The 13,895-nt window shown below is 62.4% G+C and carries 12 protein-coding genes; 7 read left to right on the top strand and 5 right to left on the bottom strand.

The genetic code is table 11. The features are described 5' to 3' along the window. Positions 1-15 precede the first annotated feature (15 nt). Together PQR67_RS17225 and PQR67_RS17220 are read right to left on the bottom strand one after the other, a co-directional pair. Positions 16-1,353 (bottom strand): ATP-binding protein, encoded by a 1,338-nt coding sequence (locus PQR67_RS17225; RefSeq protein ID WP_408461479.1) that lies wholly within the window; start codon positions 1,351-1,353, stop codon positions 16-18. 178 nt (positions 1,354-1,531) lie between these two features. Next, complete coding sequence (locus tag PQR67_RS17220) at positions 1,532-2,482, bottom strand: LysR family transcriptional regulator (protein ID WP_408461476.1); 951 nt, start codon at positions 2,480-2,482, stop codon at positions 1,532-1,534. A 118-nt stretch (positions 2,483-2,600) separates the two neighbouring features. Here PQR67_RS17220 and PQR67_RS17215 point away from each other — a divergent pair, with 118 nt between their 5' ends. Together PQR67_RS17215 and PQR67_RS17210 are read left to right on the top strand one after the other, a co-directional pair. Further along, positions 2,601-3,773: a M20 aminoacylase family protein gene (locus tag PQR67_RS17215; protein WP_408461473.1), complete on the top strand. Its 1,173-nt coding sequence runs from the start codon at positions 2,601-2,603 to the stop codon at positions 3,771-3,773. Between the two features lie 67 nt (positions 3,774-3,840). Then, positions 3,841-5,196 (top strand): MFS transporter, encoded by a 1,356-nt coding sequence (locus PQR67_RS17210; protein ID WP_408461470.1) that lies wholly within the window; start codon positions 3,841-3,843, stop codon positions 5,194-5,196. Positions 5,197-6,245: 1,049 nt separating this feature from the next. On the opposite strand, the gene PQR67_RS17205 is transcribed toward PQR67_RS17210, so the two are convergent. Together PQR67_RS17205 and PQR67_RS17200 are read right to left on the bottom strand one after the other, a co-directional pair. Then, a complete protein-coding gene (locus tag PQR67_RS17205; protein WP_408461467.1) occupies positions 6,246-7,499 on the bottom strand; it encodes an MFS transporter in 1,254 nt (417 codons plus the stop codon). Then, positions 7,496-8,461, bottom strand: coding sequence for a PRC-barrel domain-containing protein (locus PQR67_RS17200; RefSeq protein WP_408461713.1), 966 nt, complete (start codon positions 8,459-8,461; stop codon positions 7,496-7,498). The genes PQR67_RS17205 and PQR67_RS17200 overlap by 4 nt, the downstream gene beginning before the upstream one ends. 529 nt (positions 8,462-8,990) lie before the next feature. Here PQR67_RS17200 and PQR67_RS17195 point away from each other — a divergent pair. The 4 genes from PQR67_RS17195 (at position 8,991) to PQR67_RS17180 (ending at position 11,992) form a co-directional block, all read left to right on the top strand. Then, positions 8,991-10,373, top strand: a complete 1,383-nt coding sequence (locus PQR67_RS17195; protein ID WP_120347684.1) for an NCS2 family permease — start codon at positions 8,991-8,993, stop codon at positions 10,371-10,373. Positions 10,374-10,624: 251 nt separating this feature from the next. Next, a complete protein-coding gene (locus PQR67_RS17190; protein WP_408461464.1) occupies positions 10,625-11,050 on the top strand; it encodes an ArsR/SmtB family transcription factor in 426 nt (141 codons plus the stop codon). Continuing rightward, entirely contained in the window at positions 11,047-11,214 is a 168-nt protein-coding gene (locus PQR67_RS17185) for a hypothetical protein (RefSeq protein ID WP_408461461.1), read from the top strand. Before PQR67_RS17190 ends, PQR67_RS17185 begins: the two co-directional genes overlap by 4 nt. Positions 11,215-11,257: 43 nt before the next feature. Further along, a complete protein-coding gene (locus PQR67_RS17180; RefSeq protein WP_408461458.1) occupies positions 11,258-11,992 on the top strand; it encodes a DUF899 domain-containing protein in 735 nt (244 codons plus the stop codon). Positions 11,993-12,056: 64 nt separating this feature from the next. Here PQR67_RS17180 and PQR67_RS17175 read toward each other — a convergent pair whose 3' ends face one another. Continuing rightward, complete coding sequence (locus PQR67_RS17175; RefSeq protein WP_408461455.1) at positions 12,057-12,914, bottom strand: helix-turn-helix transcriptional regulator; 858 nt, start codon at positions 12,912-12,914, stop codon at positions 12,057-12,059. 141 nt (positions 12,915-13,055) lie between these two features. Here PQR67_RS17175 and PQR67_RS17170 point away from each other — a divergent pair, with 141 nt between their 5' ends. After that, entirely contained in the window at positions 13,056-13,892 is an 837-nt protein-coding gene (locus tag PQR67_RS17170) for a carbon-nitrogen hydrolase family protein (RefSeq protein WP_408461452.1), read from the top strand. Positions 13,893-13,895: the final 3 nt, after the last annotated feature.

The following is a 13,895-nucleotide window of genomic DNA, read 5'->3' as shown; positions in this document are numbered from 1 at the left end:
AGTAACGACCAACCTTCAGGCCGGCGTGCGGCGCGTCATCATCTGTTCGAACGCGTCGACGATGCGTTGCACGTAGGGATTCTTGTGCGCGAGCAGGCCGGTCTCGCGCTCGAAGTGCGCCAGCATGGTCGCGTTTGCTTCGAAGACCAGCACCTGTCCGCCTGGCAGTAACGTGAAGTCGATTCCGCCGTAGTCGAGATCGAGCCGCCTGCCGATTGCCGTGATGGCATTCATCGCGCGCTCGCCGAGCGCGGCGCGCGGATCGTCGAGAAAGCGCCGCTCCTCGTCCAGTTTCCACGCATGCTGTTCCATGTCGGCGGAGTAGTAATGCACCATCCAGTGCGGTGAAATCGCCAGATGGTAGGCAAACGGCTCCCGGTCGACAAAAATGATCCGGTATTTGCGGTAGAAGCCGTCGGCGCTGCGGTAGTCGCGAAACGCCGTCAGATAGGCCGCCCCCGTTTGTGCCGAACTCCACGTTTCGAGCGCTGCGGGGTTCTCGCATAGCGTCAGTCCGTCTCCACCATGGGTAGCGGCGGGGCGCGCCAGAACCGGGAAGTCGATGCCACCTTGCGCGAGCAAGGCGTCAAGCGCGGCGCGTGAAGCTGGAGCGGCAGTGCTCTGCACGCACGGCGCTACGTGTACGTCCCGCAGCTCGCTGAGCAGGCTCGCGGTGAGGTGCCGTTGAGTTCGGGCGACAACAGCGGGCGGATTGAGCAGGGGGCTCGCACAGCGCGAGACGAAGCGCGCAAGCCGACGGGCGAGCGGGGCGGCGATGTCGGCATCGCCAATCGCGTTGAACACGAGATTGTAGGCGGGCAAGTGATCGTCTTCTTCGTCGGCGGCGTAGTCGATCGCGTACTTGATGCGGCACCACCGCGCGCCGGAGAGCAGCGCGTCGAATGGCACATTGCCGGCAGTGCGCGCCGCGCAGAGGACCAGCACCCGGTGCTGCTCCGCGCCGCTTCCCTCGACAAAGACACGTTGAATCCGGTAGGCACGCTCCCGGTACTCAGCGGCTTCATTCACCTGTCCAGCGCTTGCGAGGATGGCAGCCAGATTCTGGCAGGCGGCCGCGACATGCGGGTCGAGTGTCAGAACGAGGCGGTACCAATACTCAGCGATCGCGTGATCGCCTTTCATGAAGTAGCCGGTCGCGACGTCGCAGAGATTCGCGGCGCTGGCGTCGGGTGCAGCGGCTGCGTAGGCGTCCAGCGTGTGGGCGGCAATCAGATGCGCAAGCGCGCCCAGTTCGTCGCCATCGCCGCGCCGGGTTTCGGCAAGGGCGCGATGACGGGCCGGATCGAGCGGCGCGCTGTCGCCGGCATGTGCGGTTGCCGTGCCCGGAGGCATTCCTTGGCGGACGGCTTCGTGGTGGGGGCTCTGGGTCACGGTCGGTCGAGATAGCTGCGGGGCGGCGCGCTATTGCGCACCCGAAGCATAGCGGGCGTGTCTGCGATTCGGCTTACAGCGCCACGAGCCCGTGACAGCGCTTAACCGGGCCACCCGGTCAAGCTACTCGGTCACACCTCTACAGCAGCAATTCGATCGAATGAAACAGGCGGCGCATGTCGGGGTCTGGCGAGCGCGCACCTTCGTCGATTACTTCGCGCAAACAGTCGAGGAAACACGTGGCCGCCGGACTGGCCGGCGCCCCGCGCCGCGAGGTGATGCTGACGATGGTTTCGTCCACCGTTTCGCGCAAGGGCAGCGCCCACAGGTTCTCCTTCGCGATGAGCACCTCGACGAGCGGCCACGGAAAGATGCTGACCATGTCCGTGCGTGCGAGCAGGCCGAGCACGACCGAAAGCGAATGCGCGAGATGGATCGTGTGCGGCACCTTCATGCCGCGCTTGCGGAACAGATTGTCCGAGATCGACTCGCGGCTTGCCGGGTCCCAGTTCAGCACCCATTCGGCGTCTTCCAGTTCGAGCAGCGTGCGGCAACCCGCCTTCGGATGATCGCGCCGTGCGCACACCGCCGAATGCGTTGAAAACAGCGGGACGTTGTGAAACTCCGATTGCGGCGAGGCGGGCGGCGGACGGCCGATCGAGAAGTCGAGGCTGCCATCGCGCAGGCGCGGTTGCACGACACCCAGCAGCCCGTCGAAGAATTCCAGCTGGACTTCCGGCATGCGTTGCCGGAACCGCTGCACCGTGGGTGGCAGAAACGTCAGCGCTACCCACGGCGTGACGCCGATCGACAGTTTGCCGGCCGCCGCGCCGCGCATCGCCTCGATCTCCGCCTCGGCGCGTTGCAACTGGCCCAGCACCAGCCGGGCATGCACGACCAGCGCGCGGCCGAACTCCGTGAACGCAACGCCGCTCGCGCCGCGCACCAGCAATGGCGCGTGCAGATCAGCCTCCAGTTCACGCATGGCCTTGGTGACGGCGGCCGGTGAAAGGTCGAGCGAACGGGCGGCGGCCCGGATACTGCCGGTATCCGCAATGGCCGCTAAGGTGCTGAGTTGATGAAGTTTCATCTGGAAAACCCGTAGAAAGGTGGCAACCGCTGGTTGCTGCTGCAACGATTCTACGTCTGCCGCTGGAAAATCGGCGTCGTTATGCTCGGTCCACGCTTTCATAGACGGAGACGACATCGTGAACACCATGACCATCCCGGCGGGCATCGCCGAACTCGAAGACGAAATGATCGCGCTGCGCCGCCGCATCCACGCGCAGCCGGAACTGGCTTATGAAGAGTTCGCCACCGGCGATCTGGTTGCCGAGCGCTTGCAGGAATGGGGCTACACCGTGCATCGCGGGCTGGGCCAAACCGGCGTTGTCGGGCAACTGAAAGTTGGCAACGGCACGCGCAAGCTGGGCTTGCGCGCCGACATGGACGCGCTGCCGATTCACGAAACCACCGGCCTGCCCTATGCGAGCACCGTGCCGGGCAAGATGCACGCATGCGGCCACGACGGCCACACGGCAATCCTGCTGGCGGCCGCCAAGCACCTCGCGCAGGAAAAGAGTTTCGACGGCACGTTGAATCTGATTTTCCAGCCTGCTGAAGAAGGCCAGGCCGGCGCGAAAAAAATGCTCGAAGACGGACTGTTCGACAAATTTCCGTGCGACGCCGTATTCGCGATGCACAACATGCCGGGCTTTCCGACCGGCAAGTTCGGTTTCCTGCCGGGCTCCTTCATGGCTTCGTCGGATACGGTGATCATCAAGGTGACCGGCCGCGGCGGTCATGGCGCGGTGCCGCACAAGGCGGTCGATCCCGTCGTGGTGTGCGCGCAGATCGTGCTGGCGTTGCAGTCGATCGTATCGCGCAACATTGCGCCGCTCGACATGGCGATCATCACGGTGGGGGCGATTCACGCCGGCGAAGCGCCGAACGTGATTCCTGAAACCGCCGAGATGCGCCTGTCCGTGCGTGCGCTGAAGCCCGAGGTCCGCAACTATTTGCAGGAGCGCATCACCGCGGTTGCCTGTGGACAGGCGGCGGTATTCGGCGCGCGGGCGCATGTGGACTATCAGCGGCGTTATCCGGTGCTTGTCAACGACGCAGAGATGACCGGCCTCGCACGGCAGGTCGCGCTCGACTGGCTCGGCGAAGATGGCTTGATCGCCGAGATGCAACCGTTGACCGGCAGTGAAGACTTTGCGTTCCTGCTGGAGCGTTGCCCGGGCAGCTACCTGATCATCGGCAATGGCGACGGCGAGGGCGGCTGCATGGTCCATAACCCGGGCTACGACTTCAACGACGATTGCCTCGCTACCGGCGCGGCCTACTGGGTGCGCCTCGCGCAGACTTTCCTCGTCTGAGGCTGGCCGGACATTGAGCAAGGCGGGCGCAGAACCGCGCGTCGGCAGGTGACACATGGAGACACAGATGGACTATTCCGCTACACCGCAACCCGCGGGCGCCGAGGCGCTGCATCTCGCGGACGCATCGGCCACGCAGCCCGCCAAACGCACGAGCCACGCTAAAGCGATTGCCGCGATCACGCTCGGCAATGGCCTCGAATTTTTTGATTTCACGATTTACAGCTTCTTCGCGACAATCATCGGCAAGCTGTATTTCCCGGTGGAGGGGCAGCTCGCGCAATTGATGCTGGCGGCCGGCACCTTCGGGGTTGGTTTCATCATGCGGCCGGTGGGCGGTATTGTGCTCGGCGGGTATGCCGATCGCGCCGGGCGCAAGGCCGCGATGAGCCTCACGCTGTGGTTGATGACGCTGGGCTCGGCGATCATCGCGTTTGCGCCGACGTACGCGATGATTGGCATAGCCGCGCCCATGCTGGTGATCCTGGCGCGATTGATTCAGGGGTTTGCGCTGGGTGGCGAAGTCGGTGCATCGACTTCGTTGCTGCTCGAATATGGCAGTGACAAGACGCGTGGATTCTACGGAAGCTGGCAATTCGTGAGTCAGGGATTGAATACCGTATGCGGCTCGCTGCTGGGTGTTGCGTTGGCGGCGGCGCTGTCCACTGCCGCGCTTGAGAGCTGGGGGTGGCGTGTGCCGTTTGTGATCGGCATGGCGATGGGGCCGATTGGCATTTACATCCGGCGGCATCTGGAAGAAACGTTACCGGGCGTGGAAGACGGCACGGTTTCCGCGGCGCAGGCGCCTGATGCGCAGCCGGTTCGCAGGCTGTTTCGTGAACATTCGCGCGTGATTACGACGGGTGTGTTGACGACCATTGGCGGCACGGCGGCGAACTACATCGTGCTGTTTTATCTGTCTACGTACGCGATTCAGATTTTGCATTTACCGATGTCGTCGGCGCTGTGGGCCGCGTGGACCGCGGCGATCGTGACGGTGATCTGTTCGCCTTTGGCGGGCGCGTTATCCGATCGCGTGGGGCGTAAGCGTGTTTTGTGGATTTCGCGGGTGATGCTGATTGTTGCCGTGTATCCGGCTTTCATGATGATCAATGCTTCGCCTACGGTGCCGGTTTTGCTTTCTGTTGTTGCTGTGTTGGCGGTGTTTGTCGCTTTTACGGCCGTGCCCAATATCGTCATGCTGCCCGAGTTGTTTCCTCGCGCGATTCGCGCTACCGGGATGTCGATTGTTTATTGTTTAGGGGTGTCTATTTTTGGTGGGTTTGCGCAGTTTTTTGCTACCTGGCTGATTCAGCTTACCGGGAGCCATCTGGCTCCTGCGTGGTATCTGATCGGGTGTGGGGTTGTGTCGTTGTTGCCGTTGCCGTTTATGCGGGAGACGGCTGGAAGGGCTATAGATTGAGGTGTTTTGGTCGCGCAGCGCTGTTTGGGTTGTGGTTTTGTGGTGTTGGGCTTTTCTTGTTCTGATTGCCTGCGCGGCGCTTGGCTGTATGCCCATGGCGTTGGCCTTTCCTTGCTTTCTTAGTGGTCTATTGGCGTTGCCCTGTGCTTGATGTGAGTTCTTTGGCCTTTCCTTGATTTGTTAGTGGTGTATTAGCGTCGCCCCTGTGCGGGGCGGGCACCTACTTTTCTTTGCCTGCCGCAAAGAAAAGTAGGCAAAAGAAAGCGGCTCACACCGCCAGCTCATAAGTGGGTCCCCTGGCTTGGAGGGGGTTGTGGTGCATCTGGAATCGGTGTTCTCGCACATTCGGCGTGAGTGACAAGGCCGTCATACTTCCGGCGGCGCTGCGCGCGCCGAAGCCCATTTTGTAAGCCGCTCTGTGCGTTTTCGCGCTCACGCCTCATTCGGCTCGGCGACTCGGTCGATATCGGTTTTATCGCATCTGCTCGAAGTACGGACTTCTAACTGTACGAACTGGGACGACTTGCCCGTGGATCCGAGTGAGGCAAGGGCATTCCAGGAAGTACGGCGCATTTGCACATTTGACGCCTCGCCGAGGCGCAGCCGATGGCCACACCACGCCCAGCCGAGGCCGATAGGCCCTACCACTCCCGACCGAAGCCTCCCACCGAGCCCAACCGAAGCCCTCGGTTTCCCTGGCAGACCCGTCCGCGACGCACGTAGTGCGGAGTGGGAGCGAATGAGCGCCTTGTCACTAAAGCTGAATGTGCGAAAGCACGGATTCCAGATGCACCACTACCGTGGCTGTGCGGGGGACCCGCTTAAGAATTAGCGGTTTGAGCCGCTTTCTTTTGCCTACTTTTCTTTGCGGCAGGCAAAGAAAAGTAGGTGCCCCCCCGCACAGGGGGAACGCTAATAGACCACTAACAAATCAAGGAAAGGCCAACGCCGTAGGCATACAACTAAGCGCCGCGAAGGCAAACAACTCAAGAAAAGGCCCCTACCACAGGCACACAAACACCAAAGCGCCGCGAAGGCAAAAAACAAACCTATCTGGCCGCCGACTTCCCATCCCCCAAAGGCGCAGCCTCCTCACCAGAAGCAGCATCCCGCGTCTCGGGCATAGCCGCCCACACGAGCAGAACAGCCAACGCGCCCGCAGCAGCAAGCCCAAAAAAACTCACAGCATTACCGAAATGATCCGCCACAAACCCAGCAGCAGTCGTGCTCAAAGTAGCCCCGATCCCGGCAGCCAACCCGAACAATCCGATACAAAGGTTATACCGCCCCTTGCCGCCAGCAACATCGGCGGCAATCAACGGCAGCATCACGCCGAACACCGCAGCGCTCAGGCCGTCCAGCATCTGCACCGGCACCAGCAAGTAAGGGCTGCTGATTCCAGCAAACAACAACGCCCGTATCGGCAGCGCCGAAAACCCCAGCAGCAGAATCGGCCGGCGTCCCCACCGCTCGGCAGAGCGCCCAACCCATGGCGACATCATCGCCACAATCGCCTGCGGCACGATAATGCACGCGGCAATCACAAGCTGCACGTTGTCGCCCATGCCGGCCGTCACTTCGCCAGCGGCGAGATTCAGCATCGCCGCATTCGACAAGTGGAACAGCACAATACAAGCCGCGAACAGCAACATCCGCTTGTCACGCAACAACTCGCGCAAACTCTCGCGACGTTCGATCTGCTCCGGCGTCGGTCCGGTTTTGGGCAGCTCGATCGTATCGGTCCGCTGAATCATCGTCAGCGCAAACAGCGCCGGCACGGCAAGCGCCGCAGTCAGCCAGAACACCGCGCGAGGCGAATAGTATTCGCCGAAGATCCCCATCAGCCCAGCCGCGACGGCACTGCCAATCGAAGCCCAGCGCGCATTGCGTCCCAGCCGGTCGCCCAGATTCGCGCGCCCCACGAGAGCGAACGAGATCGCGGCCAATGCAGGCGTCAGCATGCAACTGGCAAAGCCGTGGAACACCTCGGCGGCGAACACGGGCAGCACCGTCGGGCTCGTGGCCAGCAGCACCGCGCTGAGAATGATCGCCGCGATCGCCCAGGCGGCGGCGCCTTTTTTGTTGCGCAACGCGTCGACGGCGGCGCCGCCCGGCACCTGGCTCACCATCGCACTAATGGTGCCGACAGACAGCGCCATGCCGATCTCGCCCTGGGTCCATTTGTGCGAGGCGAGGTACGACGCGATGAACGGCCCGAAACCCGTCTGCACGTTGGCGACGAAGAAATTCAGCCAATCGAGTGCGCGCAGGCTTCGCGTGGTGACCAAAGTGCGGCCTATCATCGGGCCGCCCTTGCGTTGGAACTCGCAGTGACATTGGCCGGCGCGGCAGATGCCGCAGCAGCAGCAGGGGCAGGGGCAGGCGCCGGAGGGGGCGCTGGGGACACCGCACGGACCGGCTTGCCGCTGGCGTACGGCGGCGTCGCGTTGATTTGCGCGTCGCTCAAATCGATCTGCGGATGCAGTTCCTTGTCTTTCGTGACGAAGCGCAGTGCCGACCAGTTGGCGGCAATCGTGCGCCGCTCGGTGCTGACCATGCCGTTGACGTCGAGCACGACCGCCTGGGGTTGCGCGTTGGCGTCGATCAGCACGTCGATCACGCGGCCGACCTTGGCGCCGTTCGAGCGCTCGACATCGGCGTCGATCAGCGGCAATTGCAAGGTGGCGGATTTCACCGCGGGAGCCGGCACGGCCCCCGCGTTGAGCGTGATCGGCGCGGCCTTCGCCGTGGGCGTGAAGTGAAACACGCTCCACGGAAAATTGACCTTGCGGTCGCCGACGCCGAGGAAGCCCTGCAGATTGACCACCATTTCGCGCGGCTTGCCGCTCGCATCCGCGATCAGATCGACCGCGCGGCCCACGACCTTGCCATCGGGTTTCTGCACTTCGCTATCGAGCAAGGTGCGCGCGTCGCTACGCTCGATCGTGCGCAGCACGATCAGCGGCGCGGGCGCGGGGGGCGGCGGCGCAGGCGTGGCGACCGGCGGCGGGGGTTCGACCTTGTGCGGCTTGATAACCGGCTTCTTCGGCTTCCTGGGCTGCTCGGGCTCGGCCGCCTCAGTCTCGACGGGTTCCGGCGCAGAGGCGGCCACAGGGGCGCTGGCGGGCTCGACGGGCATCACCGTGGCATCGACGATCGGCGCCTGTTGTGGGCCCCACAGCAGGCTGCAACCGGACAGCGCGAACAGCGCGAACACAGCAAGAATCGGAAGACGCCAGGCAGGACGCGAAAAACCGCCGCTCATCAAGAAGGACTCCATGGGCCAATGCGCACGGGCGCTGTGGAGCGCCGCTGTATGTCACGCAATTAAGTCAGGTAAGGGCCAGAGTGTAACCCGCGGCGCCGCGGCGGCCCGGTTTTGCAGGCTTTTTGACAGGTGTCGCAAGGGTCCGGCTCATGTCGCATTGCGCGGTCATTGAGCGTGATAAACCCCGGTCTATCGCCGGTTTTCTCAATCCGGACCCCTAAAACTCTTCCACAACTTCATGACAAACCGTAGGTGTAAACGCGCGGAGCGTCCTCACGATTTGCCGTCCCTTAAACGATATAAGCAGCGTGACATGTCGGGCATGCCATCCATGCGATGGGAGATATATTTGTGTTGCCCTACATTTCGAGACAGCAAAACAAGAACGGAGCATGCGGGTTGTCCGGACGCATCGCAAGCCGACGTTCAAACCTTGCCACACCACAATAGATCAACGCAACGAGACGAACCTGATGGCGGCCGGAAAACGGGCCGTTTCAGCACGCTGATAAAGGAGGCACTCATCATGATGGAACCCCACGCCCAACCGATTTCTGAAGTCGGCGCCGAATCATTCGACGGAAAGGGCTTTCTCGACCGCTACTTCGAAATCTCTTCACGCGGCAGTTCGCAGCGTACGGAAATCGTCGCGGGCATCACGACCTTCCTCGCGATGGTCTACTCCGTGTTCGTCGTGCCTGGCATGTTCGGCAAAGCGGGCTTCGATACCAGCGCGGTGTTCGTTGCCGTGTGCCTGACCACTGCCTTCGGCTCGTTGCTGATGGGTGTGTGGGCGCGTCTGCCGATCGCGATCGGTTGCGCGATCTCGCTGACCGCGTTCACCGCGTTCGGTCTCGTGCTCGGTAAAGGTCTGCATCCGAACGTCGCGCTCGGCGCAGTGTTCCTGATGGGGGTCGTTTTCACCGGGATCTCGGTGACGGGCGTGCGTTCGTGGATTCTGCGCAATCTGCCGACGGGTATCGCGCACGGCACGGGGATCGGCATCGGCCTGTTCCTGCTGCTGATCGCCGCGAACGACGTGGGTCTGGTCGTCAAGAACCCGGGTGCCGGCCTGCCGGTGGCGCTCGGCAACATCACGGCATTGCCGGCGATCATGTCGGTGGCGGGTCTGGCTGCGATCTTCGGTCTGGTGCGCCGTCGCGTGCCGGGTTCGATTTTGATCGTGATCGTCGCGATCTCCGGGATTGCGCTCGTGATCGATCCGACGGTGGTGTTCCACGGCGTGTTCGCATTGCCTGCGCTGAGCGCACCGGGCCACGCTTCGCTGATCGGCGCGATGGACATCAAGGGCGCGCTGTCGATGGCGGTTCTGCCTAGCGTGCTGGCACTCGTGATGACCGCCGTGTTCGACGCAACCGGCACGATTCGCGCCGTTGCAGGCCAGGCGGGCCAACTCGACGAAAACGGTCGCATCATCAACGGTGGCCGTGCGTTGACGGCGGATTCGTTGAGTTCGATTTTCTCGGGCCTGCTCGGTGGTGCACCGGCGGCTGCCTACATCGAATCGACGGTCGGCGTTGCTGCTGGCGCGAAGACGGGGATGGCGGCGGCTGTGGTCGGTCTGCTGTTCCTGGTGGTGATGTTCTTCTCGCCGTTGGCGAGTCTCGTGCCGTCGTATGCAACGGCACCGGCGTTGATGTACGTCGGTCTGATGATGCTCTCGAACGTGAGCAAGCTGCACATGGACGACATGGTCGATGCGATGTCGGGCCTGATGTGCGCCGTGTTCATCGTGCTGACCGCCAACATCGTGACCGGCATCATGCTCGGCTTCGCGACGCTGGTGATCGGCCGCGTGGTGAGCGGCGAGTACCGCAAGCTGAACGTGGGTACGGTTGTCATCGCTGTCGTGCTGGTCGGCTTCTACCTCGGCGGTTGGGCGATCTGATTGCCTCGCACGACACTTTACGCGGTTTTGCTGTAACGCGAGAGCAGGGCGGGTTTTCCGTGCCGCTTTGCTCGAACGTGTAGTCGGTTGTTCTCCACCTTGACGCGACGTGTTGCAGGGCATTATCTGCGACTCGCCGCGTATCTTTTTTGCAGCACTCCCTTCGCTCCTGTCATCTCGTGCGCCCTGCGCTGAGAAAAAAGCACGCACCTGTGCTTGACATTCTTACGCGCGTTTCTATACTTAACCTCATGGTTAAGTTTAATGAAACGTTACTCGATCGCACTTTCGCCGCGCTGTCCGATCCGACGCGGCGTGCGTTGCTCGCGCGTCTGTCCGAACTGAGCGATCTGTCGGTCAGCGAACTCGCCGAGCCGTTTGCGATGTCGTTGCCCGCGGTGATGAAACACCTCGACGTATTGTCCGAGGCCGGTCTCATCACGCGCAGCAAAACCGGCCGCACAGTCGCGTGCCGTTTGTCCGCCGGACCCATGGAGGAAGCCATGGAGTGGCTCACGCGCTATCAACGCTTCTGGTCCGAATCACTCGATCGTCTGGCTGCTTTCGTCGAAGAGGAAACTCCGCGTCCACCAGGTCCAGCCTCACCTTCCAGAGGTGCGTCGACGCCACGCCCGCTCAGGTCGTCCGTGCCGGGACGGAAGCGGCGCAGTTCATGAAGTGGATGCATCCGGGCAGCGCCGACGTGATTCGCGCGGAAGTGGACGCGCGCGTCGACGGGCGGACGCTCACTCACGGACAGTTCATCGACGAAGCAACGCGTGACCTGCATCAGTTTGGCTGGCGCCATGGGCCCGATGCCCTGGAACGCTATTTCGCCTGATTTTGCTCTATCTAACCTGCGCGACGCAGACAAGGAGACGCACATGGACCCGCAACACCGGATCGGCACGAGAGAGGAATGGCTGGCGGCCAGCAGGGCGCTATTGGTCGAAGAGAAAGCGTACACGCGCGCCGGCGATGAGCTTGCCCGCAAACGTCGCGAACTGCCGTGGGTGAAGGTCGGCAAGACCTACGCGTTCGATACGCCGCAAGGCCGCAAGACGCTCGCCGATCTGTTCGGCGGCCGCAGTCAGTTGATCGTCTATCACTTCATGTTCGGCCCGGATTGGGAAGAGGGCTGCTTCGGCTGCTCGTTCCTGTCGGATCACGTGGGCGGCATCCTGACCCATCTTGAACATCACGACGTATCGTACGTGGCGGTTTCGCGTGGGCCGCTCGCGAAGATCGAGGCTTTCAAGGAGCGTATGGGCTGGACGTTTCCGTGGGTGTCGTCGAATGAGTGCGATTTCAATTTCGACTATCACGTGTCGTTCACGCCGGAGGAAGTCGCCAGCAAGAAGGCGTTCTACAACTTCACCGAGCAGGATGTCGGCATCGACGAGCTACCCGGTCACAGTGTGTTCTACAAGGACGAGGCGGGCGACGTCTATCACACGTATTCCACCTACGGACGCGGCGGCGAACAGTTCCTCAGCGCGTACGCGCATTTCGACGTCACCCCGAAAGGCCGCGACGAGAAGAAGAATATGGGCGAATGGCTCAAGTATCACGATCGCTACGAGGAGAAGGCGAGCGGTTGTGCCGCGTGCGGCTCGTAATGCCCGTAATGCCCGTAATGCCCGTAAAATTCGCGACCCGCGCCAACACCAGATAAGCGGGACGTCATGCCCCTTTGCGTCCCGCTTCATAAAACAGCGCGAACAACTCCGACTGCGAGTTGACGTTGAGTTTCGTATAGATGTGCTTCTTGTGCGCGCGTACTGTCTCGAACGAGATTGTCAGTTTCTCCGCGATGGCGCGCGTTGAAAATCCGCTCAAGGTCAGCATCGCCACTTCGACTTCGCGTGTGGTGAGTGCCGAGCGGCCGCTTTCCGACGACACCTGCTCGAAGCGCGCGGCATAAGTCGGGGCATCGGTTTGTGGGGCTGCTTCAAGCGCCGCGCTCATCGCTGTTTGCGTCGCCGCCTCGCCCGAGGGCAGCGGCATCGCGTCGAACACCTCATACGGCAGGCGCTGGCGCAGCAGCGCGATCACCCATGGCGCGCAAAGCGAGAGCACGGCCAGGTCGCGCTCGCCATAGCGATGCGTTGCGCCCAGCGAGAACGCCAGCGTATGCCTCGCATCGATCATGTAGTTGAAATGCACCTCGTCGCCGACGATGTTTTTCCTGAAGTACCGCTGGTAGTAATCGGTCATCGAGAAGTTGTCGGGCGCGACGTCCGCAAGCGTGACGAAACCCGATGCAGGCTTCTCGGTCGCGGCGATATAAAACGGGTCGAGCTGATAAAGCGCCGCTAGGTAGTCCTGGAACATGACGTCCACCGTGCCGTCCGGTGTGGGCGATTCGGCGCAGACGAGCGGCGCCACACCAGCCGTGAAGCGCAGGGCGACCCAGTTGTCGAACACGACATAACGTTCGAGCGCCCGTGTGAGGCGAGTCCAGAATTGCGTGCTGTCGAGCGCTTCGATCACTGCGCCGATCTCGCGATGAAAGGCCAGATCGCGCCATTCAAGTTCCATGCGTGCTCCGTTGAGGGTAACCCAGCCGGGTGATTACGAACAAAAATATGTCTGGTAATAATAGGCCCAACCTGAAAACGCGGGCGGCCTGACAATAGCCGCTATTCAACGCGAAGCAAACCGGCAAGCAGAGGAGACAGAATGCTTCAACTCGAATTGGCACAGATATCGATCGTGGATGGCGCGACGGGCGTGGGCGGGGCAAACGTGCAACGCGTGCTGCAAACCATCGGCCAGCGCGCGGCCGGAACCGATCTGATCGTGTTTCCGGAGACCACGCTGTCGGGTTTTCCGACGCGCGACACCATCGGCGAGGTGGCCGAACCGATCGACGGGCCGTCGCTCACCGCCGTGCGCAACGCGGCGCGCGAAGCGGGTGTCGCGGTGGCGGTGGGTCTCGCCGAGCGTGACGGCACGCGCTTTTTCAACACCACGGTGCTGGTCGACGAACGCGGCGAGATCGCGCTGCGCTATCGCAAGACGCATCTATGGGCATCGGACGTCGGCGTATTCGAACCGGGCGACCGTTACGACGTGTGCCGTTTCAAGGGCCTGACTGTTGGCCTGCTGATCTGCTACGACATCGAGTTTCCCGAAACGGCGCGCGCGGTTGCCTCGCTCGGCGCCGATCTGTTGATCGTGACGAACGGCAATATGGACCCGTTCGGGCTGGTGCATCGCCGGGCGATCGTGGCGCGCGCGATGGAGAATCAGATGTTCGCGGCGCTCGTGAATCGCATCGGCTCAGGCGACGACAACCTCACATTTCCCGGCGAATCGGCGCTGATCGATCCGTTCGGCGAGGTGGTGTGCGACGCCGCGCACGAAGAAACGGTCCTGCGCGCCACGCTCGATCCGGCGCGTCTCGAAGGCGCGCGCGAGCACTATCGTTACCTGCATGACGCGCGCATTGCGCTCGACCTCGCGACGCAGGACGGCGAGAACGGGCAACCTGCGCGTGTGATCCGCGTGCTTTGACGT

The organism is Paraburkholderia fungorum (assembly GCF_046026025.1).
Lineage (GTDB): Bacteria > Pseudomonadota > Gammaproteobacteria > Burkholderiales > Burkholderiaceae > Paraburkholderia > Paraburkholderia fungorum_E.
Note: the sequence above shows the minus strand (reverse complement) of the source record. Positions and strands in the feature narration are given on the sequence as shown.